Annotated in this window: 20 protein-coding genes; 8 read left to right on the forward strand and 12 right to left on the reverse strand. The window is 39.3% G+C overall.

All coding sequences use genetic code 11. The annotated features are described in order from the left end of the window. Positions 1-95: 95 nt before the first annotated feature. The 8 genes from DRF67_RS05145 to DRF67_RS05180 form a co-directional block, all read right to left on the reverse strand. The gene (locus tag DRF67_RS05145) at positions 96-2,243 is read right to left on the reverse strand and encodes a T9SS type B sorting domain-containing protein (RefSeq protein WP_115927264.1); all 2,148 of its coding nucleotides are present in this window, start codon (positions 2,241-2,243) and stop codon (positions 96-98) included. 101 nt (positions 2,244-2,344) lie between these two features. Next, complete coding sequence (locus DRF67_RS05150) at positions 2,345-4,411, reverse strand: T9SS type B sorting domain-containing protein (protein WP_115927265.1); 2,067 nt, start codon at positions 4,409-4,411, stop codon at positions 2,345-2,347. A 151-nt stretch (positions 4,412-4,562) separates the two neighbouring features. Next, positions 4,563-5,162: a hypothetical protein gene (locus DRF67_RS05155; protein WP_115927266.1), complete on the reverse strand. Its 600-nt coding sequence runs from the start codon at positions 5,160-5,162 to the stop codon at positions 4,563-4,565. Positions 5,163-5,465: 303 nt separating this feature from the next. After that, positions 5,466-6,701, reverse strand: a complete 1,236-nt coding sequence (locus tag DRF67_RS05160; RefSeq protein ID WP_115927267.1) for an MFS transporter — start codon at positions 6,699-6,701, stop codon at positions 5,466-5,468. Between the two features lie 92 nt (positions 6,702-6,793). Beyond that, complete coding sequence (locus DRF67_RS05165; RefSeq protein WP_115927268.1) at positions 6,794-7,156, reverse strand: hypothetical protein; 363 nt, start codon at positions 7,154-7,156, stop codon at positions 6,794-6,796. 69 nt (positions 7,157-7,225) lie between these two features. Further along, positions 7,226-8,725 (reverse strand): GH3 auxin-responsive promoter family protein, encoded by a 1,500-nt coding sequence (locus DRF67_RS05170; RefSeq protein ID WP_115927269.1) that lies wholly within the window; start codon positions 8,723-8,725, stop codon positions 7,226-7,228. A 133-nt stretch (positions 8,726-8,858) separates the two neighbouring features. After that, positions 8,859-9,149, reverse strand: a complete 291-nt coding sequence (locus DRF67_RS05175) for a hypothetical protein (RefSeq protein ID WP_115927270.1) — start codon at positions 9,147-9,149, stop codon at positions 8,859-8,861. A gap of 180 nt (positions 9,150-9,329) precedes the next feature. Further along, entirely contained in the window at positions 9,330-9,722 is a 393-nt protein-coding gene (locus tag DRF67_RS05180) for a hypothetical protein (protein WP_115927271.1), read from the reverse strand. A 249-nt stretch (positions 9,723-9,971) separates the two neighbouring features. Here DRF67_RS05180 and mfd point away from each other — a divergent pair, with 249 nt between their 5' ends. The 7 genes from mfd to pth all read left to right on the forward strand — a co-directional run bounded on the left by mfd (position 9,972) and on the right by pth (position 18,806). After that, the gene (gene mfd, locus DRF67_RS05185; RefSeq protein WP_115927272.1) at positions 9,972-13,340 is read left to right on the forward strand and encodes a transcription-repair coupling factor; all 3,369 of its coding nucleotides are present in this window, start codon (positions 9,972-9,974) and stop codon (positions 13,338-13,340) included. Positions 13,341-13,712: 372 nt separating this feature from the next. Then, a complete protein-coding gene (locus tag DRF67_RS05190; RefSeq protein WP_115927273.1) occupies positions 13,713-14,534 on the forward strand; it encodes a hypothetical protein in 822 nt (273 codons plus the stop codon). Between the two features lies 1 nt (position 14,535). Further along, positions 14,536-15,354: a hypothetical protein gene (locus DRF67_RS05195; RefSeq protein WP_115927274.1), complete on the forward strand. Its 819-nt coding sequence runs from the start codon at positions 14,536-14,538 to the stop codon at positions 15,352-15,354. Positions 15,355-15,363: 9 nt separating this feature from the next. Beyond that, entirely contained in the window at positions 15,364-16,104 is a 741-nt protein-coding gene (locus tag DRF67_RS05200) for a hypothetical protein (protein WP_115927275.1), read from the forward strand. 153 nt (positions 16,105-16,257) lie between these two features. After that, positions 16,258-17,136 (forward strand): hypothetical protein, encoded by an 879-nt coding sequence (locus tag DRF67_RS05205; protein WP_115927276.1) that lies wholly within the window; start codon positions 16,258-16,260, stop codon positions 17,134-17,136. An 88-nt stretch (positions 17,137-17,224) separates the two neighbouring features. Next, on the forward strand, positions 17,225-18,157 hold the full coding sequence (locus tag DRF67_RS05210; protein WP_115927277.1) for a hypothetical protein: 933 nt from the start codon (positions 17,225-17,227) through the stop codon (positions 18,155-18,157). Between the two features lie 85 nt (positions 18,158-18,242). After that, positions 18,243-18,806 (forward strand): aminoacyl-tRNA hydrolase, encoded by a 564-nt coding sequence (gene pth / locus DRF67_RS05215; RefSeq protein WP_115927278.1) that lies wholly within the window; start codon positions 18,243-18,245, stop codon positions 18,804-18,806. A 217-nt stretch (positions 18,807-19,023) separates the two neighbouring features. Here the strand turns inward: pth and DRF67_RS05220 are convergent, their stop codons facing one another. The 4 genes from DRF67_RS05220 to DRF67_RS05235 form a co-directional block, all read right to left on the reverse strand. Then, positions 19,024-19,659, reverse strand: a complete 636-nt coding sequence (locus DRF67_RS05220) for a carbonic anhydrase (RefSeq protein ID WP_115927279.1) — start codon at positions 19,657-19,659, stop codon at positions 19,024-19,026. Positions 19,660-19,721: 62 nt separating this feature from the next. Further along, on the reverse strand, positions 19,722-21,314 hold the full coding sequence (locus DRF67_RS05225; RefSeq protein ID WP_115927280.1) for a SulP family inorganic anion transporter: 1,593 nt from the start codon (positions 21,312-21,314) through the stop codon (positions 19,722-19,724). A gap of 145 nt (positions 21,315-21,459) precedes the next feature. Beyond that, on the reverse strand, positions 21,460-21,759 hold the full coding sequence (locus tag DRF67_RS05230) for a hypothetical protein (protein ID WP_115927281.1): 300 nt from the start codon (positions 21,757-21,759) through the stop codon (positions 21,460-21,462). Positions 21,760-21,780: 21 nt separating this feature from the next. Further along, entirely contained in the window at positions 21,781-22,449 is a 669-nt protein-coding gene (locus DRF67_RS05235) for a carbonic anhydrase (RefSeq protein ID WP_115927282.1), read from the reverse strand. Between the two features lie 389 nt (positions 22,450-22,838). On the opposite strand from DRF67_RS05235, the gene DRF67_RS05240 reads away from it, so the two are divergent. Continuing rightward, positions 22,839-23,966 carry a helix-turn-helix domain-containing protein gene (locus DRF67_RS05240; RefSeq protein WP_115927283.1) on the forward strand — a complete coding sequence of 376 codons (1,128 nt, stop codon included), beginning with the start codon at positions 22,839-22,841 and terminating at the stop codon, positions 23,964-23,966. The last annotated feature ends 90 nt before the right edge of the window (positions 23,967-24,056 follow it).

Here is a 24,056-nt window from a genome sequence, read left to right on the forward strand (position 1 = left end):
AGTCTTTCTGGAAATGCTGTAAACAGACAGGTGAGGTGTGTTGATAAAAAAATCACCCCTGTCTGAGGTGATTCTAAAAATACATTAATAAAAAATTATTCTTTATTTTTTACCAATACCCATCCTGAGTATTTGGTTTCCGTATTGTTTTTGTCATTTTCGTTCCACGATATGGTATACCAATAGGTTCCGGTTGGAATTCTCTTGCCGAATGCCATTCCGTCCCACGTGAAGTTTCTGGATTTATTCGCTTCATGCAACTTGTTTCCGTATCGGTCATACACAATGAATACTAGGTTTTTTTTGTACGCCAGCGCAGAGTAGTCAATAAAATCATTGACATTGTCCCCGTTAGGAGTGATGGCGTTCACAAGGTTAGGCACTGTAACGGTAATCTGGATAGGAGTACAGTTATAAGAGTCTTTTACATAGATGGTATTCTCTCCTCTTGGAAGTCCTGTAAAGCTGTTGGAATCCTGCCACGTAGCTCCGTCTATAGAGTATTTATATGGAGGAACCCCGCCTGTAGCTGTCACGGTGATGGCATTGTTGGTAATATCAATATTTGAAATAACAGGCTGCAGAGAAGCTCGGATATGCACTTCCTGAAGGGTGTAGCATTCTCCGGTCTTAAGTTTTACCCAATACGCTCCAATGCCTACATTACTGATGGAGCTTGTAGTAGCTCCTGTGCTCCATTCATAGCCATCAAATCCAGGTCCTGCATCCAATGTGGTTTTACTTTCTGCACAGATTGTTTTATCTTTTAAAACCGCTGATTTTACCGGTGGAAGAACTTTCAGTTCAATCTTAGCGATCGAATAACAAAGCTGATCATTATTTACTCTTACATATACCGTAGTACTTGTTGAAAGAAAGCTTGGCGGATTTAAGATAGGGTTCGCCTGATTCTTAGCATCATCCAGCGTAAGGTAATATTTTTTTACGGTTCCGGCCGGAACTGGAGTTGGAAGACCAATGGAAGCTTTAGTAAGGTCAAATGTAGAACGGGTGATATCGTTTTCTATATAACAGTTTTCTATCAGTGCATCAGTAAGTGTAATAGTAGGATAGAAGAGAAGTCTTACAGTCGTCGTAGCTATACATCCGAATGTAGAGATCACTTTTACATGTATTGTTGCTTCCGGGGAAACGTAATTTGCCGGATCGGTGATTTCATTGGTATCTGCAGTAAGATCTGCAAGAGTAGGGTAGTATTTGATAACTGCTCCTGCTCCGCCAAATACATTGGCTGTTGTAAGATCGTATTTTGCAGTACCAGCCCCATTGTTATTACAAGAGTACAGCGTTGCGGTAGTGGCGGTAATACTTGCGTTTACAAATTTGAATTTTCCGGTGATGAAACATCCGTTAGCAGGGTTGGTTGGGTTGGCTGGGTCGCGGAAAACTACTCTGTAATAGTAGGTTGTAGCTCCGTTTACCGTTGTTATTGTAAGTGGGTTGTCCCCTGTAAGAGCGTCATTGGTGTCTTTGTGATAAGTTACATTGAAATTGCTGTTGTTTCCGTTAATGATTCCTGCGCTAAGCGTTGAAAAATCAAACTGAGTTGGAAGACCGCAAACCATAACAGTGCTTGGCTCATTAACGTCAGCTGCAGGAATGCCCGGTGTAATGAACGGGTTTGGTGCCAGAGCGGGATCATTAAATGCAGAACTTAAACTTGCGGTACCGCCCCATTCCATTGAGAAGCCATTGGCCGATTCACTGAAGTTATCAATAACCAGATAATAGGTTTCACCAGCCTGTACATCCATATAAGGACTCCATTTACCACTATTCATACTGGCAGTAGTTCCCGGAGGGTTGGTAGGAAAAACAGCAGGTGGAGCAAGGGCCAGGTCAAGACCGGTGTCCCCGTCTGTAGGTGAGTAGTTGCAGCGTAAAGGCTGTATGAAAATGTATTGCGAATCATGTAAAGAGGCACATCCGTTGGTGGTAGGCCCATACACTGCAAAATCATAGTCATCTTCCTGATCATTAGGCTTAATGGTAAAGGCTAAGGTTCCGGAAGTAGATACTGTGAAAGTGTACCATACAGAATATTTCTCGTTACTTCCCAGACATCCTCCATTTTGCTTTAGGATCTCTACGATATTTCCAACCCCTGAAGGGGTATAGGAAATGTTTGAATTACCGCAGATAGGAATTGCTGTAATACAGTCGGACTGCGAATAGACTGCCTGTGTTATCAATAAAATAAAAAGAAGTAGTATTTTTTTCATTGTTGAAATGATTTTAGTGAAACAATGGGAGTGAAATATTTTATCATCCTATAAATATAGAAAAAAAAGCCGCCAGAGCGGCTTTTAATGTATTAAATGAATTACTCTCTGTTTTTTACAACGATCCAGCCGGAGAATTTATAGGCTGTGCTCTTTTTGTTGTTTTCATTCCAGGATACAGAATACCAATACGTTCCGGTAGGTATTTTCTTGCCGGCGATTGTTCCGTCCCATCTGTATCCGTTGGATTTATCTGCCTGGTGGATTTTTACCCCATATCTGTCGAAAACGTTGAATACAAGGTTTTGTTTATCACCCATTGCAGAATAATCTACAACATCGTTCACTCCGTCTCCGTTAGGTGTGATCATGTTGATCAGGTTAGGAACTACCACGGAAACCTCTATCGGTTCACAGTCATAAGCATCTTTTACATAGACTTTATATGTTCCTCTCGCAATATTCGTAAAGGTATTGGAGTTCTGCCATATAATATTGTCCATCGAGTACTGATAATCAGGCGTTCCTCCGATCACGTGGATGGTTAAATTGTTGTTGGATACTTCAATTTCTGAAACTACAGGTTGTTCAGAAGGATATATTGTTACAGTCTGAGTGGTAATGCACTCTCCTGTTTTCAGCTTTACCCAGTAGATTCCCACTCCAACATCTTTTATCGATTGGGTAGTTGCTCCAGTGCTCCATTCATAACTGTTGAATCCCGGGCCTGCATCTAAGGTAGTCTTGTCTTCCATGCAGATGATCTTATCCACTAAGACATCAGATTTTACAGGAGGTAGTACTGTTAAATTGATTTTTGCAATCGCATAACATCCTCTGTTGTCTGTTACCCTTACATATACTACACCGTTAGGGGCAACATATGTCTTTGGAGCGAGTATTTCATTAGTGCCGTCTATGGCATCCGTAAATGAAGGGAAGAACCTCTTGGTTGTAGCCGCTGTGGTTACCGAAGCATTTTCAAGATTGAATAATCCTGTTGAAGGATTGGTCTCGATGAAACAAGCTCTCAGGTTTGCATCATTGACAACCACAATAGGATGGAATTTCAACGTGATCTCTGCGATATCGCTACATCCGAACTGAGACGTTACTTTGACAAATATTTTTCCTTCAGCTGAAACATACTGATAAATTGACGTGATCTCATTGGTTCCTGCATTCAGGTCATATAAGGTGGGGTAGTATTTTTTAGTAGCGGTAGGATCAGGAAAAACATCTGCGGTAGTAAGATCAAATGTAGCCGTTCCTGCATTGTTGTTATTACACATCGTCAGCGTCGCATCATTAGCGGTAATGGTGCCGTCCTTGAATTTAAATTTCCCGGTTTGTTTACACTTGTTGATCGGATTGTTGGCATTCGCCGGATCACTATAGCTGATGCTGTAGTAATATACATCTGTTGTATTGACAACGGTAGGAATGGTAATCGGATTGTTAGCCACCAAAGCGTCATTCTGATTTGTATGATAAGTAATCGTAAAGTTTGGATTGCCGTTCAATATTCCTGCAGATAGCGAAGAGAAATCAAAAGCAATCGGATTGGTGCAAATTATTACCTCTCTTGGATCCGCAGGATTGGCTGCCGGAATTCCTGGAGGATTAAACGGATGCGGCTGTATGGCAGGGTCTGTAAAAGGAGATGCTAAAGTAGCTGTACCACCCCATACCAATTTAAAGCCATTGGTAGACTGGCTGTGATTATTCACAATCAGATAATAAGTTTCACCTGGAAGCACATCCATGTATTTTGCCCATTTATCTCCGCCTACAACATCGCATAAATCTGTAGAGGTCATATTGAGACCTGTGATACCACTCGTTACTGCATAGGAACCTCTGATTGGGGTGCCGCGGTTAGCGCATGATTTGTTAGGCCCAAAAACCCCAAAGTCATAATCATTGCCCAGGTCATTGGGAACAATTTCAAAAGTCAGTGTTCCGGCGTTGGCAATGGTAAATGTATACCACACTGAATATCTTTCATCGCTGAGGCAGCCACCAATTGTTTCCAGGGTGTCACCATGACCATCGGGGGTATAGGAAATATCTGTATTACCACAGACAGCCATGGCTGTTGCACAGTCTGACTGGGCATATACAATGTGTGAAAATATGATTGAGAAAATGAATAGTAATTTTTTCATAGGAGAAGTTTAAAACAAATATTAAAACTATGATTCTAAAGAGCTGCATACATTGTAATGTTGCATTGCTGAAACAGTGCTCAATACTTCATACGGGTAATGTATTCCCTCTTTCTTGGCTCAGAAATTCTTTCGTTTTTTCTTTAGTTTATTAGTTGATGAGCTGCTTGCCCCAGTTTGGAGTTTCTGAAGAAAGATCGGCAGCCGCAAATTCCTTTGCTGCCTTCCGGTGCTGTTCCACAGCTTCAATCTTATTGTTGGAGAGTTCTGCTATTTCGGCTTTCAGGAAACTAAGTCTTGGGTTGTTTTTTAACTGAGCGTCTGCCTTTGACATATATCCGATAGCTGTTTTCAAATCCTTTTTAGGATCAGTCGATGCCACTATTCTTATTTTTTGTATAGTAATAAGTCCTAGGAGTGTGTTGATCTCTCCGTTGTTTTTTTTAGAACCCATTGCCTGTAGGGCTAATTTTCCGGCCGTCTCGTTAAATGCAGCGAGAGGTGTATTCGGAGTATTTCTTAAAAGGTAATTGGTTTTAAGGAACATAGATACCGCAGCGTAGTAATCCGCTTTCCATTTTTCCGAAGAACCGGCTCCTGAAAATGTGTCAAAAAGAGTATTGTAATCACTGTCTGTCTTCGCTTCACTGAGCCGCAGAACCGATTGCTGCAAAGTCTGGTCTGAAAAAGTCTGGGCGCTTATCCATGATCCACTCATGAGAAGACCCAGAATTAGTAGAAGTTTATTCATAAGGGGGGTAATTTACAGCAAATATAAAAAATTATTAACGTTAAATTAAAGATTCTGAGATATATTTAAAGAAAATACCTGCTTCGATCTGAATGTTGTATTTTTTTATTTGTATAAAATTATATGAAGATGGTAATGATATCCGGGTTATTATCCTTTATTTTAGAGTTATTGTTGTAAAATATTCTAATAATATAAGTGTATAAGTAAAAACAGAAGAGAAATTGTCCTCTTCTGTTTTTGAATATTTCGAATTAAGCCTGATTACGGGTTATTGGTGTATCAGGTTGATAATGAATATCTTTAATATTGCATTTTTCTTAATTTAGGATTGGTGCTTCCCACCAGTAATGCCACAAAAACGGTCATGCATCCTCCGAATACCACGGAACGTACAACGCCAAGCAGTTTGGCCATAACTCCACTTTCAAATTGTCCCATTTCGTTGCTGGACATGATGAAGATTGAATTCACGCTCAATACCCGTCCCCGGATGTGGTCCGGAGTCTTCAACTGTACAATAGTTCCTCTGATCACTACAGAAATGCCGTCAAGGATGCCGCTCATCACAAGAAACATAAAGGAAAGCCAATACAGTTTAGATAACCCGAATCCAATAATGCACAACCCGAATCCGGTAACGACCGCAAGGAGAATTTTTCCCTGGTTTTTGCGCAAAGGAACAATAGATAAAACAGTGATCACAAGCATGGCACCTATATCGGATCCTGCATTCAGGAGGCCGAATCCTTCAGCACCCGCATCGAGAATGTCAGTGGCAAAAACCGGGATCATCGCTACAGCACCACCAAAAAGTACAGCAAACATATCCAGACACAACGCACCCAGAATTTCTTTCGTTTTAAAAATATAGGAAATGCCTTCACGCATGCTTTCCACGACGTTTACCGTTTCTTTTTTATATTCTGAATATTGCTTATGAAGTTGCCAGAAAAATAGGGAGGCCATAAATATTAAGGATAGAATAACAACCAGCGTCCATTTGACCCCGAAATAGCCAATAAGAATCCCGCCGATTGCATGTCCGCATACCGAAGATATCAGGAATGTAGCCTGATTCAAAGTAACCGCATTCGGGAGATTCTCTTTTTTTACAATTTTGGGAATCATGGAAGGAACAATGGGGCCGATAAATGCTCTAGCAATTCCTGTGAAAAAAATCACCGCATAAATGAAATAGGTGATCTGATGGCCGGTGAAGTGCATTTCTACATCAAAAAAAGCGGGGATCAGAAGCAGTCCGATCAGAAAAATATAAGCGTAGTTACAGATGAGCAACAGCCTCTTTTTTTCATTCATATCAATTACATGGCCGGCGTATAAAGCACAGCTTACGGCAGGAATCACCTCCGAGAGTCCGATAAGGCCTATGGAAAAGGGATCTTTTGTCAGCTGGTACACCCACCATCCCAGTAAAGTGGCAAGCATTCTGAAAGCTAAAACGATAAAAAACCTTCCGGTAAGAAGATTTCTGAATTCAACATTTTTTAATGTTTGTAGCGGAGTAAAGGAAATCATGGACAAAAATAGCCCTAAAAATTTATTTAGGGCTATTGATATGCTGATTTTTAAAAGATATATTAAATATATCCTGAAAGATAAAATCTATTTTAGTCTGCTCTTGAAGAGCTGATAATCAAGGCGGCTACACCTGCTGCCCCAATCACGGTAGCACCAACTGCAATTCTGGCTTTTCTGCTGTCTTTTACAGCAGCTACATTCGCTTTCGGAATGACAACTTCTGTACTGTCTTTTTTGCCGGCTGTACCTACAATATTATCTCCCACTACATTTCTGAATAATATTTTCTGTTTCGGAGATCCGTCTCTCATGGTAATCTTATATACTTTCCCAGCTTCAAGGTTTGAATAATTATTTTTTGAAATATCCTCGCTGTATTTTGTGGTAGCACAAGATGTGATGACAAATAAAGACGTTAGTAAAGATGATTTTAACAGTACAGATGCTTTCATTATTTTCTTTTAGTTTTTCAAATTTATAATTTTTTTCGAATATACGTTTTTGGAATTGAAAAAATGTCTTTAAATTTTATAAATTTCTAATAGATCTGCAGTATTTCTGTCATTGGCCAATCTTGGCGTCTTATTCTGGCCTCCTAATTTTCCCTGAGATTTTGCATATTCGTGGAATGCATTTTTCGAAAGACAGGTGATCCGCAGTTGTTGTAAAATATTTCCTGAGATCAGATCATCATAATAGGTATTTCTTGCTCTGAGCTGTAGGTCCAGCTCGTTTCTGAAGGTCTCCATATTTTCCGGTTCCTTTTCAAATTCAATCAGCCACTCATGATAGGGAAGACCCTCGTCCGGGTTCACCTGAGGAGCCAGGTGAAACTCTGTAATCTGTGCAGGATGTTTTTCCAGCGCTGCTTTCATTGCTTCCTCTACTTCAAAGGCGATCACATGTTCTCCAAACGCAGAAGTGAAATGTTTCGTTCTTCCGCTTACCAGAATTCTATACGGATTCTTGTCAATAAAGCGTACAACATCCCCGATCGAGTAGGCCCACAAGCCGGAATTGGTTGTGAGGATTAATGCGTAATCCTTATGGAGCTCAATCTCTTTTAGTGATAATCTTCTTGCTCCGGGTTTCCCATATTCTTCCAGTGGTATAAATTCATAGAAAATCCCATGATTTGTGAGAAGCAAAAGCCCCTCTTTTGTATAATCATCCTGGAAGGCAAAGAAGCCTTCAGAAGCCGGAAAAGTTTGGATGATATCCACTTTCCCTCCCAGCAGATCTTCCATTTTGTCACGATAGGGTTCGTAGTTTACCCCGCCGGTCACAATAAGCTGCAGGTTTGGAAAAAGCTGCTTTATTTTTTTGCCGTGCTTCTCAACAAGTTTCTCAAAGTACATGATGAGCCATGGCGGGATTCCTGAAATCAGGGTCATGTTTTCAAATTCGGTTTCTTCAATGATCTTGTCTACTTTGGCTTCCCAGTCTTCCATAATATTGGTTTCCCAGCTGGGCAGTCTGTTTTTTTGGAGATAACCGGGAATGTGGTGAGCGACAATACCCGATAATCGTCCCGTTTTGATCCCGAAAACTTCCTCCAGCTCTGGATTTCCCTGTAAAAAAATCATTTTTCCATTGACGAAATCTGCATTGTTTTTTTGACTTATATAATGGAAAAGCGCACTTTGGGCACCCGCAATTTGAAATGGCATTCCCTCTTTGGAGATCGGGATATATTTGGATCCCGAAGTGGTGCCCGAGGTTTTGGCCAGATATTCGGGAGTTTCTGTCCATAGAATATTGGCCTGTCCTTTTTTGACCCTTTCAATATAAGGTTTCAGATCTTCATAATCGGCTACAGGAACCTTTTCCTGAAATTCCTGTACAGAATGGATGTTTTCAAAATCATGCTCCCTGCCAAAAAGTGTTTTCCGGGCAGTAGTGACTAGAGAAAGCAATAATTCTTCCTGGTTTTTATCTGCATTTTTTTTGAAATCCTCTGACTTCTGAACATGTTTTTTGGCCCAGATAAGCGCCGCATTTTTCTTGAAGAAGTTTAACATGGTCCAAATTTATAAATAAGTCCAGAATCTTATATCATTTTTAAGCGACTAGACATAAAAAAACCGATGAAACAGATCACCGGCCTTCTCGAAATTTGATTATGAAAATAACAACTATATGTTAATGTTGTGCTTATTTGTTGACTTTATACCTTTTGTCAGGCGTACCGTCTTTTTTCAGACGTTTGTTTTCTTTGTATCGTTTATCCGGGGTGCCGTCTTTTTTCATTTTAGCTGCCGGCTGGGCTGTGCCTGCCGTTTTTACCTCTGCCGCCTTAGCCGCTTTTACCTCTGTTGGTTTCACCGCTTTTACGGTCGTTGTTTTTGCTGGATGAGCAGTAGAACTGGTAGCGGGAGCAGTCTGCTGGGCAGTGGCAAGTCCTAATCCTAAAACTAAAGACATTGCAGATAATAATTTTTTCATAAGAACTATTGTTTGTTTTTTGTTGAATAAAGATATACAAAAAGCAGGCTATAAAAACTGATTTTTTAAACTTAACTAAAGTTTATTACTGCTTAAAAAAATATTAAAGACCTGTTCCGGATAAAAAAATCCTGCTTCCAAAAAAGAAAACAGGATTTAAAAATATATAAAAAAACTTGCTTAACGTGTACAGTTGGCTGTCCACGTCTTGCCATCCTTAATGTATAAGATTTTCAATTCGTTATTGTCGATTCTTATATAAGAGGTCGCCGTAGATCCGATCATCACCAAAGAGTTGTCTCCTTTCTTCTCAAACTCAATTCCGTTTAGGTCAGGAATGCTGTTTGAAAATCCAAAGTTATACTTGGTGCCGCTTGCAATCTTGGTTACAAATACGCTTCCGTTATCCGTATTTATATCGGTAGATCCGTCTTTATAAGAAACACTGCCTTTGTAAGTTCCTGCGAAGAAATCGTTGTTGGTAGGGTCATCATCCTTGTCACACGACGTTAATGACCATGCTGTGAAGATCAACAGCATCAATGTTCCTAAGATTTTAATTGCTTTTTTCATAATACTACTTTTAATGTTTGATTGAATAGAATGGCCAAACACTATGCCATCAAAAAAATATTTGTTTTTTTTTAACAGCTAATAAGATAAATTAGTAAAAAATTAAGAGTTTTCTCCTAAGTTCTTCATTGTAAGCCGTGAACCTTCTCTTTGTTTTAGGGGAAGAAAAAAATATATGTACCTTTGTACATCATAAACGATTTCGGAAAACTCCCGAAATCGCTTTCGCCGTTTATACCATTAGTATTTATGAAGTTAAAATCCATCAGTGAAAAGTTTCTTCCCGAACTGCTGCAAAAGGAAATCGGAAAAGAAATTTTTGGCCCATTAGAAAATCATCAGCATATTGCTGTAAAAGGAAGTGCAGGTTCTTCAGTTTCTGTATTTGTGGCTGAACTGTTTCTGGTTCAGAAGAAAAATATCCTTTATCTGGTAGATGATAAAGAAGATGCCTTGTATGCAAATACCGAGATGGAAGATCTGCTTGGAAAAGAAAAAGTGCTTTACTTCCCGGCTACACACCTTGAACCATACCAGGTAGAAAAAACCCAGAATGCCAATCTTGTACTAAGAACAGAAGTCTTAAACAAAATCAATTCGGGCCGCTCGCCAAAAGTCATTGTCGCTTATGCGGGAGCTTTATCAGAAAAGGTGCTTAAAAAGGAAGACTTCAAGGCGATTTCGCACCATATAAAAGTGGGAGATCAGCTCGATTTCGATTTTGTGGATGAACTACTGAACCATTATCATTTTCAGCAGGCAGATTTCGTATCAGAACCCGGGGAATTTTCTGTGCGTGGCGGCATCGTAGATGTATTTTCCTATTCCTACGAAAAACCTTACAGGATCACTTTCTTTGGAAATGAGGTGGAAAGCATTAAGACCTTTGATATAGAAACGCAGCTTTCAGTAGATAAGGTAAAAGAATTTCAGCTGGTTTCCAATATGAATTTTTCCGTGACCGGAAGTCGGGTGTCATTGTTGCAATTGTTACCGGAGACCAGTTATATCGTTTCCAGAAACGGAATGGTAGGAATACAGAAGATTAAAACATTTTATGAAAAGTCTCTCGAAAAATATGAAACTTTAAGCAAAGACATTGCCCACAGGACTCCACAGGACCTTTTTATTTCTGATCAGGAATTCCTGTTTGATTATAAAAAATTTAAAACCCTCGATTTTGGAGGAATGGTGATTGAAGGCCTAAAAGAAGTTACTGAAATAAAAATGGAACAGTTGCCGCAGCCCTCTTTCCATAAGAATTTTGAATTGCTGATTGAAGATATTGAGGGGAAGCAAAAAGATGGATTTGATACCTGGATTTCATTTTCTACCGAAAAGCAGAAGGAAAGGCTGGAGTCGATCTTTGAGGAGCTGGAGCATGAGCTCCCTTTTAAAAGTTTCAAATCGGAATTACATGAAGGGTTTGTAGATAACGCACATAAGATTTTGGTTTATACGGATCACCAGATCTTTGACCGTTACCAGCGGTACAAAGCCAAAAACACTTTCGCAAAATCGGAACAGCTTACCTTAAAGGATCTGATGTCCCTGAAGATCGGTGATTATATTGCTCATATCGATCATGGGATTGGTAAGTTTATGGGACTTGTAAAAGTAAATAATGATGGTAAGATTCAGGAATGTTTTAAGCTTACCTATAAAAATGGAGATCTGCTGTATGTAAGTATTCACTCGCTGCATAAGATTTCAAAATATAACGGACCGGAGGGCAGGGAAATTGTTTTAAGCAAACTGGGTTCTCCAACTTGGAAATCGTTAAAGCAGAAAACAAAAGCTAAAGTAAAACAGATTGCTTTTGATCTTATCAAATTATATGCACAAAGGAAAACGGCGAAAGGATTTGCCTATACCCCGGATTCTTATCTGCAGAATGAGCTCGAGGCAAGTTTTATATACGAAGATACCCCGGACCAGGAAAAAGCTACTGTAGATGTGAAAAAGGATATGGAAGCTGATACAGTGATGGACAGGCTGGTATGTGGAGATGTAGGTTTCGGAAAAACGGAGGTGGCGATCCGTGCAGCATTTAAGGCCGCAACCGACGGAAAACAGGTCGCCGTATTGGTTCCGACCACCATTCTCGCATTTCAGCATTACAGAAGCTTTAAAGAGCGACTGAAAGATTTTCCGGTGAATGTTTCGTATATCAACCGTTTCAGAACCGCGAAACAGAAATCCGAAACTTTACAGAACCTGAAGGATGGCAAGGTAGATATTATCATCGGAACCCATCAGCTGGTGGGCAGTTCTGTAAAATTTAAAGATCTGGGACTCCTGATTATTGATGAGGAACATAAATTCGGGGTTTCTGTTAAAGATAAACTGAAAACCCTGAAAAATAATGTCGATACCCTCACCCTTACGGCTACTCCCATCCCAAGAACACTCCAGTTTTCTTTGATGGCCGCAAGGGATTTATCCGTCATCAAGACGCCGCCGCCCAACAGGCAGCCGGTAGATACCCAGCTTGTAGGATTTGATGAAGAAACGCTTCGTGATGCTGTTTCCTATGAATTGCAGAGAGATGGACAGGTATATTTTATCAATAACAGGATCGAAAACCTTAAAGATATCGCAGGTCTTATTCAGAGGCTCGTTCCTGATGCAAGAGTGATTACCGGTCATGGGCAGATGGAAGGAAAGCAGCTTGAGAAAAATGTCCTGGATTTCATGGAAGGAAAATATGATGTTCTTGTTTCCACCACTATCATAGAAAGTGGAGTAGATGTTCCGAATGCCAATACCATTTTCATTAACGATGCGCAGAGGTTCGGAATGGCTGATCTGCATCAGATGAGAGGAAGAGTAGGACGAAGTAACAGAAAAGCATTTTGTTACCTGATCACCCCTCCTTATGATATGATGACTGCTGATGCCAGAAAACGCCTGGAAGCTATCGAGCAGTTTTCTGATCTGGGAAGTGGTTTTCAGATTGCCATGAAGGATTTGGAAATACGGGGTGCAGGAGATCTCTTAGGTGGAGAGCAGAGTGGGTTTATCAATGAGATGGGGTTTGAAACCTATCAGAAACTGATGCAGGAAGCCCTGGAAGAACTTAAAGATGATGCAGATTTTGAAAATCTGTTTGACAATGAGGAAGACAGACAGAAATTATTCAAGTCGGTGAAGGATGTCAATATTGACACCGACCTGGAGCTTATGCTTCCGGATTCTTATATCTCCAATACGGAAGAAAGATTGCTTCTCTATCAGAAAATAGCAGAGATTGATAATGAGAAAGATCTTCATCAGTTTGAGTTGGAGCTTATAGACCGCTTCGGAGCATTGCCGAAGGAAGCCATCAACCTTTTAAAAAGTGTTTCCCTGAAATGGCTGGCCGCAGATATAGGCTTTGAAAAAATTGTCATGAAAAATGGAGTGTTCCTGGGATATTTTCCAGGCAACCCTCAGGATAAGTTTTACCAGACCGACCGTTTCCACCATATCATCAATTATCTTACCCGGAACCCTGCGGAAGCACAGCTTAAGGAAAAACCGGGTAAGGAAGGAAATCAGCTTATGATGAGAAAAGAAAGAGTGAAGAATGTAGATGAGGTGAATGTATTATTAAAAGCGATCATTGAACATCATTAAAAGAATTGTTTTAATGCGTTAAAATTTTTTCGTGAAATAATGAAACGCCTGCAAAAATTTATTTTTTGCAGGCGTTTTTCATGTGATTAATATCAGCTTTTTCTCCAGAACTATTCATGATGAAGAGAATTAACAGCTTTTTAGAAGCGGTAAAGTCACCTTTAAATGATTAAAAAAAATCGGCGAGCGCCCGCACAGAAAGGGTTTGGAATGCTCTATTTAATTATTGAACTGTTAAAAGTGGAGTTATGTAGTAATAATTCTACTTTTTTGTGTAATTAGTTCTATGCTCTAATGTGTTTATTTCTATGGGGTTATGGGTGTATAACTGGAATTTTTAGGGTTGCAATTTGTACCTTTGTAGTCCTTATTATGAAAAAAATTATATATTGCTGCGCAGCTGGACTTCTTTCATTCTATGCTGACGCTCAGGTGGGAATCGGGACTACCAAACCAAAGTCTACTCTCGATATCAATGGGAAGACCACCTTAAGAAAAGAGTTGAGAGTGGGCGGAACCCCAACCCAGGCAGGAAACGCCGGATTAAACGGCCAGGTTTTGGTTTCTCAGGGAGAGGGCCTTCCTCCGGTCTGGAAATCACTGAATGTTAGCTTTATGGAAGAAGGGCAGTACAAGCTGATCAACTCTTATCTCTCCACAGATCAAAATGGTATTATAGGATTGTCTAACGGAATTGCTGGTGACAATGTGTATAAAAATAATGTTGGTGATAATATCACTGATACCAGCAAAGGCAAATGGTCAAAGATTGCCGGTCTTGAGACCAATTTTAACATCAAAAACGGGAAAAACAGACTTACCTATCAGTTTCAGACAGGAATTGAGATGAAGGCTCCTTCTTCTACTACATCATCCAATGTAAGATTCGCATGCGGAGTGTTTAGAAACGGAAAGCTTGTTGCGGTACGTCCGGATCGGGTAGCTTCTAATAACAATGCTGGAAAGAATGGTATTCAGGATTATATTTTCACCCTTAATTACACGGAGCAGAACGTGCCGGTAGGGGTACATAAAATTGAAATTGCGTGCAGAAAAATTGATGCGTCCAGTTTGAATGCTCAGTTTGCAGTTGGACGTAATGTTCAGGATTCTAATGGGATCTCAAGTGCATTTACCCTAGAGTCGACCATGAAGATGGATGTCATTGAATATGTAACCTATAAAGGCAATTAAAATGATGAAAAGAATATTATCAACTTTATTCCTGGGCTCGGTATTGACGATTTCAGCTCAGGTAGGAATAAATACAGATGCTCCGAAAGCAACACTGGATGTAAATGGAGATATAGGCTTCAGAGGTAAAATCGTAGTTCTTAATACGACGGATAATTCTCTTACCCAAGGGACTAATGATCAGTTACTGGTTTCTCAGGGAACGGGCTATCCTCCGATCTGGAAGACCCTGCGTATTCCGGAATATGAACCGAATAAATTTTACCTGATCTACAACAATTCCTTCTCAGATAATGCCGGAATTAAGTTTACTTCCGGTGAGCAGGCTACAATTACTACCTCCCGTTCTGCTACTTTTACCAAAGGAGCAGATATCAGTACCTTGCAGGGGTTCAAAAAAATTGCCGGTCTTTCGCAGGAGATTGACGTCTTCAGTACGCAAAGTAAGGCCTACTTTCAATTTGAGACTGTAGTTCAGGCAGATTTTTCAGCTAATGGTACTACAGATACCTCTATAGACTATGCCTGCGGCATTTTTGTAGATGATAAGCTGGTCAATCTCAGACAGAGAAATCTGAAGGCAAGTAATGCAAGCTATTCTTTCCTTACCCATAACCAGATCGGTATTGTAGATAATCTTGCGAAAGGAAAACATAAGGTAAGTGTCGCATGTTCGAGACTGGCTTCTTTCGGAGAGTCAAACAGAACACTTGCTGTGGGAACCAACACCAATACCAATATTAACGGTTTTATTGCGCAGTCTTCTTTAAAAGTGGATGTTTACGAAGTTCCAGAAGTCTTTAATACCATTATCAATTAAAAACAAAGTATGAAAAAAATATTTTTTGTGACGTCATTTGTGTTTACAGGACTTATCAGCGCGCAGGTTGGAATTAAAACAACCACTCCGGTTAATACGCTTGATGTGAACGGGGATATCAGTATAAGAAAAGAAATAAGAACGGGTGGGACGGACCTTGTAAAAGGATCAGCCGGAAATCCAGGAGATATTCTGCACAATAATTCTACCATAGCAGCCAATGACTGGAAAACCATAAAAATTGCTGATGGACTGGGAAGTATGTCCTTATTTTCTATGAATACCATTGCCGACCAGACCGGGGTTTCCTTTTCAGCCAGCGGATCCCCCGTACCTTACTACGAAGATGATGCATTGACAGGTAACTGGACTGCATTGCCGAATGCAACAGATACTTTTTCTGTAACGAATAACAACAATAAAGTAACATTTTCTTTCCAGACTACGGCTCAGAAAGTGAACAATGGAACAGCATCAGCAAGTTTTGCCTGCGGTATTTTTGTAGACAGCAAGCTTAAAGCCGTGAGAACAGATGTACTGCTGGGGGAAAGCGGTGCATACAAGATTTTTAATCTTAATGCTACACTCACCAACCTTCCTCCTAAGAACAATTATGTAGTAAAGGTAGCATGCATTAACAGGACGTTGAACAGTACCACTCTTGGAATAGGCAGGCCAGTGGATGGGACGTTCCTGAGTAACGATATGGCTCAGTCTGTGCTGACCACAAATGTTCTGCAGCCCTATTAAAATTTTTATCATCATATAATAATTAAGAATCTAAAAACGTTATGTTTTTAGATTTTTTATGTTTATTAATTCTGTTCGTTGTGAATTTGTGGGGATAAAGTGTCTGTTGTTATTGAAAATTGAATTATATTTGAGCAAGTTAAAAAATTCTCTATGGTAAAAAACTATTTTCTAAAAATGTTTGCCGGTATTGCCCTCCTTGGATTGCTGGCTTCATGCAATACCACATCCGATCCTACAGAATCCATTGCTAATCCTGACGAAGGAACTCCGCCACCCAAAGTTTTGTCAAAAGTGACCGTGAATAGTGTTGCTCAGGAAGAATTTGTTACCACCAATGCCGGAGTTTTGGAGCAAGCCATCTTCAAAGATGAGAAAGCAGGCAATGCATATTATACCGGCGTTTTGACGTATAATACTGACAAACAGATTTCCAAAATAAAATTTACGAGTACAGCATCAGCAAGTCTGAAATATGATTTTGATATTACTCCAGCTGCTGACGGGAAGATCTATAATGCCTCGTGTATCGGAACAGCTCCCACTCCCGGAGCCTCTCATATCAGCGATTATACCATTACCTACGACCAGACCACCCAAAAGATGACCAAGATTCTTGAAAAAAGAAAAGAGGGAGGAATAAGTGCATACAATAGATTTGTTGATTATGCCTTTATCTATTCCGGGGAGAATATTTCCCAGGTGATCTGCTCAAAAGGAATATTGGATATCAACGGAGCTCCCAATATGGGAACCGCAGTACAGACGAAATATAGTTTTCAGAATTACGATGCTCAAAAAGGCGCTTATTCTAAACTTCCGAAAACTTTTCTTATTATCCGAAGTCTGATAGATCCGGTTAATTTCTACAAAGCATCACCAAACAATCCTACCTCTATGTACATTCAGATGCCACCACCGGCAGCATCAGTGAATACGGCACAGAGCTACTCATATGATAAGGAGGGATATCCCGCTGTTGAAAAAAACCAGAATGTAACCTACACCTATAAAAATGTTGAAAAACTATAGGGATTAATCTTCGCAGAATATCAATTATAATATAATTTTTAGGTTAAAAAAAATTATATTTGTCAAAAAATTAATCAATTACCAGGAAATGAAACGAATTTTCTATTTTATTTTACTAATAGCAGGTTTTTCCTCAATCCATTCTTGTAAGGATTTATTGGATGAAGACGGGAATCCATTGTTGGATCTTAATAATACAGGCGGACTGAATGGTCCCCGGGCATTATACAGAGAAATTACAGATAAAGATACCATCGCAGAATATCATTATAGCGGCCTTCTCGTAACGAAAGTGATTACAGACAGTGCTTCCGTTACCGATATCATGTACAGTGGTGACAAAATAAGTCAGATCAACTTTAACGGCTTTCTTGACCTTGACGGCAACGGAAAGCTTGATCAAGACAGTGTATCCTACACTCAGCTGTTTACCTATGCCAATAACAGCCAATTGCAGACGATCTCTGAAAACCGTTCAATTTTCAGAAGACCACCACCGGTTCCACCAGCAACTACGCCAGGTCCGCAGACCTTATTAAGAAAAGAAAAAACACTTTATAACATTAAGTTTAATGCGGCAACGGCAAAACTGGATTCTATCATTATGCGAAACGGTCCGGACGCAACGGGAGTACCATTTGCTTACAATGCCTACTCAAAAACAGCCTACACTTATGTAGGAGATAATGTATCCAAGGTGTTGAGAACCTACGGTCCTATGGCAGGGAATGTATTTGGAGCAGCGACCATGAAGTACAGCTATGAATACTATGCATACGATGACCAGATCAGTCCGTTCACTTTATTACCGATGGGCTATAAAATTTCCAGAATTTTATCTACGGTAATTAATGATAAAGAGAGTCTGATCCTGTCTCCAAACAATCCGAAGAGATGGTCATTAACAGATCTTACGCCACCAATTCCTACGCCTATCGTAAAGAGTACAAATTATGTGTATGACGTACAGACTTATATGACTAAAGGTTATGGAATTAATTATATCTACAAGCCACAGTAAAATAATTTTTTAACAATATTAAACTCAATCTTCATAAGGTTGAGTTTTTTTATTTTTTATGCCTTAATTTTGCAAAAAATTTCTGATGAAATATTTAATAGTAGGGCTTGGCAACAAAGGCTCTGAATATGAAAATACACGACATAATATAGGCTTTAAAGTCGCTGAAAAAATTGCTGAAACCCTTGAAGTATCATTTAATACCGCAAATTTCGGGTGGATGGCAGAAGGTAAATATAAGGGAAGGAAGGTTTTTGTCCTGAAGCCTGATACCTATATGAATTTATCTGGAAATGCTGTAAGATACTGGATGCAGAAAGAAAATATTCCTTTGGAAAATGTTCTCGTTGTAACAGATGATCTCGCTCTTCCTTTCGGGACATTGAGGATGAAAGGAAAAGGGTCTGATGCAGGCCACAATGGCCTTAAGAATATCAACGAAGTACTGCAGACCCAGAACTATACGAGGCTTCGTTTCGGAATCTCTGCAGATTTTTCAGCAGGACGTCAGGTAGACTATGTTCTTGGCACATGGAATGAAGAGGAAACAGAAAAGCTTACTGAAAGGATCGAAACCTTTTCCAAGGCCAGCCTTTCTTTCGTTTTTGCAGGCTTGAACAATACCATGTCTGCATTCAATGGGAAGTAAGCGATGTTTTTGATGATGATGAATCCCAAAAGTGAAATTTTTCGGTTTTAAAAATAATCGAAAATTAAAACAGGGCAGCGATCAATTCTGTATTTTTATCAGATAGTTGGCTCGTTGTTACCTTTCTTTCAGATTGCACTGTACTATAAAAAATAAATGCCACCGAATTTCGATGGCATTTTCTGTATGATAATTGAAATATAATGAGCTTGAATTCTTATAACCATGTTACAGCACCGGTCTCCACATCGTAGTTTGCACCAACGATTTTGATTTTACCTTCGCTTTCAAGGTTTCTAAGCGTTGAACTTTGCTTACGGATATCTTCAATGGCGCTTCTCACGTTCTGTTGGTTAAGTCTTTCCAACAGGGAACTGTTTTTGGATGAACGCTCTTCATTCTCCTCAATCACCTCATTGATGATCGGGTCGAAATGGTTAATCAGATGGTTCAGGTTATCCATTCCCAGTCCTTCAATTTGTGCGGCATCAAGACCTCCTTTCAGAGCTCCGCATTTGGTGTGACCCAATACGACGATAAGTTTAGAACCGGCTACGTTACAACCGAATTCCATTGATCCAAGAATATCCTGATTCACAAAGTTACCGGCAATTCTGATGCTGAACACATCGCCCAATCCCTGATCGAAAATAAGTTCTGCAGAAGTACGGCTGTCGATGCAGCTTAGTACCACAGCAAATGGCCATTGTCCCTCGCGGGTGGCATTTACCTGCTCCAGAAGGTCTCTGTTTGCTTTAAGGTTGTTTACAAATCTTTGGTTTCCTTCTTTTAAGAACTCTAATGCTTTTTCAGGAGTGATCGTCGATTGAGTTTCGGATGTATGTGCTTTCATATAATTTGATTGTTTTTTGAATTTAATTTAAAGTTAAAAAAATAATTAATGTGCAGTGAAATTTACATTGCTCTTTTGTGGGTGATCAGAATGTGGGAGTTTTCATCTTTTTCATAATCTTTATAAGACGTTTTGAATCCTAACAGTTCCACCGTGATGTCTTCTTCTTTTGCCCTGATATTGGCGAAATCCTGGATCATTTCCAGTACATCGGTAGCAATATATGAGGTGCCTCTTGCATCAATGATCACACTTGAGTTAGATTTTATATTTTTCAATGTTTTTTTGATCGCCGCTTTATTTAAAAAGGATACTTCTTCTGCCAGCTTTATATTAATGCCATCGGCATCATCAAGTTTTTCCCTGCTCAGATAATACGCCCTTTTCATATTCCCCTGCAAAATATAGAATACTGAAATGGCAAGACCAATTCCTACTCCTTTCAGCAGGTCTGTAGCCACTACAGCAGCCACCGTTGCAACGAACGGGATAAACTGAAACTTTCCGAGCTGCCAGAAATGCTTGAAGGTAGCAGGCTTAGCCAGTTTATATCCCACCAGAATCAATACCGCAGCAAGCGTTGCCAAAGGAATAAGATTCAGGATAACAGGAATGGTCAGTACACATACCAGCAGCAGGACACCATGGATCATTGCAGACAATTTAGAAGTGGCTCCGGCATTGGCATTTGCAGAACTTCTTACCACTACAGAAGTCATAGGAAGTCCTCCGATAAATGAGCTGATCAGATTCCCTATTCCCTGAGCCTTGAGCTCAAGGTTGGTATCTGTAATTCTCCTTTGCCTATCCAGTCTGTCCGAAGCTTCGATACAAAGTAAGGTCTCAATAGAAGCTACAATCGCGATCGTGGCTCCTACGATCCATACTTTAGGATTGGTAAATCCTGCGAAGTCCGGCATTGTGATGAGGTTTTTAAAGTCATCCAGAGACTTTGGAACAGGTAATGAAACCAGGTGTTCCGTGCCAATGGCCAAAGAGCTTCCGGATAATTTGAACGCTTCATTCAGCAGAATACCAACTACTACCGCTACTAATGCACCTGGAAGCATTTTCATTCTTCTCAAGGCGGGAATTCTGTCCCAGGCGATAAGAATACCTACCGATACTACTGTTACAATAATAGCTCCGGAATGTATTGCTCCGAATAACTCCGAAAAATAGCCAAAGTTGATTCCATTGTCAAAAATAGATTCATGACCTTCATAATCTTTGTCAAATCCCAGCGCGTGAGGAATTTGCTTTAGAATAATAATAATTCCGATGGCGGCGAGCATTCCCTCGATCACATTATTCGGGAAATAGTTGGAAATACTTCCTGCCCGTATAAATCCAAGAATGAGCTGAATGAGTCCCGCAATAATACCGGCACACAAAAACAGTTCAAATACACCAAGGTCTGTAATGGCCGTTAGTACGATCGCTGTAAGTCCTGCTGCAGGCCCCGATACGGATATATTTGAGTTACTCAGAAATCCTACTACAATACCACCTACGATCCCGGCGATAACTCCTGATAATGGTGGTGCCCCCGATGCCAGAGCGATTCCCAGGCATAGAGGAAGTGCTACTAAGAATACAACGAGTCCCGAAGGGAAATTCTCCTTGATTCCTCCTATCAATGATGTCTTTTTCATAATGTGAAGCTGTGAGATATAACCGGCTTATTTGCTTTAATAAGTCAATTATAAAGTTTGAAAAATTTAATTTTTTAAAAATACGGGTGTATCCGATATCAGAAACTGATATGGAATAGTCACAAAAAAAATCTAACTCTACGAATTAAGCTTCAGGAGGGGGAGAAAATATGGTGAGTAAAGGTGAAAGATGAAAAGAATCATCAATCAGGACAAAAGACATTCCCTGGAAATCAGTTTCTGAAAACTTCAGGTAGTCAAAAACATCCAGAGGTTTTGGAAGGGTCTTTTCGTATACAATAAAGGAGGATGGGTGAGAATGGGGTTCTTCTTCATTTACTATTATATTCGTTCTCAGAATATCCCAGCCTGCTACCGCAGCAATGCTTGGCAGCGCTGTAAAATTAAGAAAAATCGTTAATACAATAATACTCCAGAATTTCATTTTGCATTCTTTTTAGAAAAACTAATCTGTTTTTCTGCTCATTACCCAATCAGAACCTGTAAGGTTGTAGATTTTCTGGATATCTTTCAAGGTTTTCTCAAAATCGATTTCCAGATCAATGATCTTACCTGTTCTAAGGTCAAATACCCAGCCGTGTACCACAGGATATTCTTCTAAGATATATCGTTCCTGCACACAGGCCATTTTGATCACGTTGATACATTGTTCCTGAACATTAAGTTCCACGAGTCTGTCATAACGTTGGTTTTCGTCATGGATAGCATCCAGCTCAGCCTGATGCAGCCTGTATACATCACGGATGTTTCTCAGCCAGGGATTCAGTAAACCCAAATCCTGAGGAGTCATTGCTGCTTTTACGCCACCGCAGTTGTAATGTCCGCAAACAATAATGTGCTTTACTTTAAGATGTTCTACGGCATATTGTATAACCGCTGTGGAACTCATATCTAAAGTATTGACAACATTGGCAATGTTTCTGTGAACAAATACTTCCCCTGGTTTTGCACCCATTAGTTCTTCCGCTGTTGCTCTGCTGTCTGAGCATCCGATATACAGATAATCAGGTGTCTGAGTTTTGGCTAAATTATGGAAGAAATCAGGATCCTCTGACACTTTGGATTCTACCCATCTTTTATTGTTTTCAAAAATAACTTCGTACGATTGTGACATAATTTTAAATTTTATCGTTTATAATTATTTATTTCGTTTAAATTATTTTCAAAATCAATAGACCAGATCAATAATTATGCAAAAATATAATTTTTGCCGAAAAATGAACCACTTTTAACAAAGTTTAATATTAAAATATGCTTAAAATCATGTTCTATAAGCGGTTTTCTGCTTTATAATTCAGTCGTTTTCTTTGCTAATTCTAATTTTTTTAAATAAAAATGGTTGTATAAAATTACAAAGTATAAATCAGAAAGCAGAATTTGTGAATTAAAATATTCTTAATTTTTTTAGACAGTCAGAAATATCTTTTGTGAATAGTTAATGAAAATTGCTTTGTATATGTCAAAAAATGAATAATTTAAAGCTCCGATTAATCTAACAGTCTGATGTCTGATCCTGGTTTGCAATCTTTACCCTCGATATTTTATCTGGCAGGAGTTTTCATAGCCTGCTTTTCCTCATTCCTGATTCTGGGGAAACAGAAAAAGATAACAGCTGATTACGTGCTAGCTGTATGGTTTCTGATCATAGGAATACACCTTATCTTATTTGTTTATTTTTTTTCGGGATATTATAAGAAGTTTCCTCATTTCCTGGGTTATGAAGTGATCTTTCCTTTTGTTCATGGGCCCATGTTGTATATATATGTGTTGTGTGTGACGGGAAAGAGTCCGGATACAAAAAGCAGACTGTTACATTTTATTCCTGTCCTGGTGGCCTTTTTGATATTATTTAGACTATTGATGATGTCTCCATGGGAAAGATTGGCTATTTATCAGAGGGGAGCCAACGAGTATAAAGTAATCAGTGACATTCTCAAATATATGATGAACCTGTCAGGAATACTTTATGTTATTGTGAGCTTTTTAGCGGTTAGAAAGTATACAAAAGGAATTGTTGAACAGTATTCAAATACTGAAAAAATTAACCGCAATTGGCTGTATTACCTTATAGCAGGATTAGCTTTAATATGGCTGGCGGTAATCATTAGAAATGACATACTTATTTTTTCTATAGTCGTTATTTTTATTGTAGTTGCAGCCTATTTTGGGATCAGTCGTGTGGGAATTCTGAATATGCCTGGCATAACTACAGGTATCCAGGAAAAAGAAACTGAAGGAGAAGTGGTAAAATATCAGAAGAATTCTCCCGGAGAAACGGCTATATTGGATATTTACGAGAAACTTGTCTATAAGATGGAGAAAGAAAAGCTGTATAAGGATCCTGAACTGAACCTGAATTATACCGCTGAGCTGTTGGAAGTTCATCCTAATATCCTGTCTCAGGTAATTAATTCAATGGAGAAGAAAAATTTTTATGATTATGTGAATCGCCAGCGGATTGAAGAGTTTAAAAGGATAGTAATACTTTCGGAAAATGAAAAGTTTACGATTCTTTCATTAGCATTTGAAAGTGGATTTAATTCAAAAACCTCATTTAACAGGAATTTTAAAAAGTTTATGAATTGTTCACCAAGAGAGTTTCTGAAAAGTCAGCGTATTGATAGAGAATAATCCTTTCAGCCCAATTTTCACAAGGTTTCACGGTAAGTAGCTCCTTACTATCAGTTTATAAATAAGTTTCACCTTTCATTCCGGAACAAT

Origin of the sequence: Chryseobacterium pennipullorum (assembly GCF_003384725.1) — a bacterium.
GTDB lineage: Bacteria > Bacteroidota > Bacteroidia > Flavobacteriales > Weeksellaceae > Chryseobacterium > Chryseobacterium pennipullorum.

Coding starts and splice junctions, on each gene's coding strand:
- DRF67_RS05175 (WP_115927270.1), bottom strand. CDS start 9,149: ATGAAAAAATTATTATCTGCAATGTCTTTAGTTTTAGGATTAGGACTT.
- DRF67_RS05225 (WP_115927280.1), bottom strand. CDS start 21,314: ATGAAAAAGACATCATTGATAGGAGGAATCAAGGAGAATTTCCCTTCG.
- DRF67_RS05165 (WP_115927268.1), bottom strand. CDS start 7,156: ATGAAAGCATCTGTACTGTTAAAATCATCTTTACTAACGTCTTTATTT.
- DRF67_RS05190 (WP_115927273.1), top strand. CDS start 13,713: ATGAAAAAAATTATATATTGCTGCGCAGCTGGACTTCTTTCATTCTAT.
- DRF67_RS05235 (WP_115927282.1), bottom strand. CDS start 22,449: ATGTCACAATCGTACGAAGTTATTTTTGAAAACAATAAAAGATGGGTA.
- DRF67_RS05180 (WP_115927271.1), bottom strand. CDS start 9,722: ATGAAAAAAGCAATTAAAATCTTAGGAACATTGATGCTGTTGATCTTC.
- DRF67_RS05145 (WP_115927264.1), bottom strand. CDS start 2,243: ATGAAAAAAATACTACTTCTTTTTATTTTATTGATAACACAGGCAGTC.
- DRF67_RS05240 (WP_115927283.1), top strand. CDS start 22,839: ATGTCTGATCCTGGTTTGCAATCTTTACCCTCGATATTTTATCTGGCA.
- DRF67_RS05195 (WP_115927274.1), top strand. CDS start 14,536: ATGATGAAAAGAATATTATCAACTTTATTCCTGGGCTCGGTATTGACG.
- DRF67_RS05210 (WP_115927277.1), top strand. CDS start 17,225: ATGAAACGAATTTTCTATTTTATTTTACTAATAGCAGGTTTTTCCTCA.
- DRF67_RS05155 (WP_115927266.1), bottom strand. CDS start 5,162: ATGAATAAACTTCTACTAATTCTGGGTCTTCTCATGAGTGGATCATGG.
- DRF67_RS05200 (WP_115927275.1), top strand. CDS start 15,364: ATGAAAAAAATATTTTTTGTGACGTCATTTGTGTTTACAGGACTTATC.
- DRF67_RS05230 (WP_115927281.1), bottom strand. CDS start 21,759: ATGAAATTCTGGAGTATTATTGTATTAACGATTTTTCTTAATTTTACA.
- DRF67_RS05205 (WP_115927276.1), top strand. CDS start 16,258: ATGGTAAAAAACTATTTTCTAAAAATGTTTGCCGGTATTGCCCTCCTT.
- DRF67_RS05150 (WP_115927265.1), bottom strand. CDS start 4,411: ATGAAAAAATTACTATTCATTTTCTCAATCATATTTTCACACATTGTA.
- DRF67_RS05170 (WP_115927269.1), bottom strand. CDS start 8,725: ATGTTAAACTTCTTCAAGAAAAATGCGGCGCTTATCTGGGCCAAAAAA.
- mfd (WP_115927272.1), top strand. CDS start 9,972: ATGAAGTTAAAATCCATCAGTGAAAAGTTTCTTCCCGAACTGCTGCAA.
- DRF67_RS05220 (WP_115927279.1), bottom strand. CDS start 19,659: ATGAAAGCACATACATCCGAAACTCAATCGACGATCACTCCTGAAAAA.
- DRF67_RS05160 (WP_115927267.1), bottom strand. CDS start 6,701: ATGATTTCCTTTACTCCGCTACAAACATTAAAAAATGTTGAATTCAGA.
- pth (WP_115927278.1), top strand. CDS start 18,243: ATGAAATATTTAATAGTAGGGCTTGGCAACAAAGGCTCTGAATATGAA.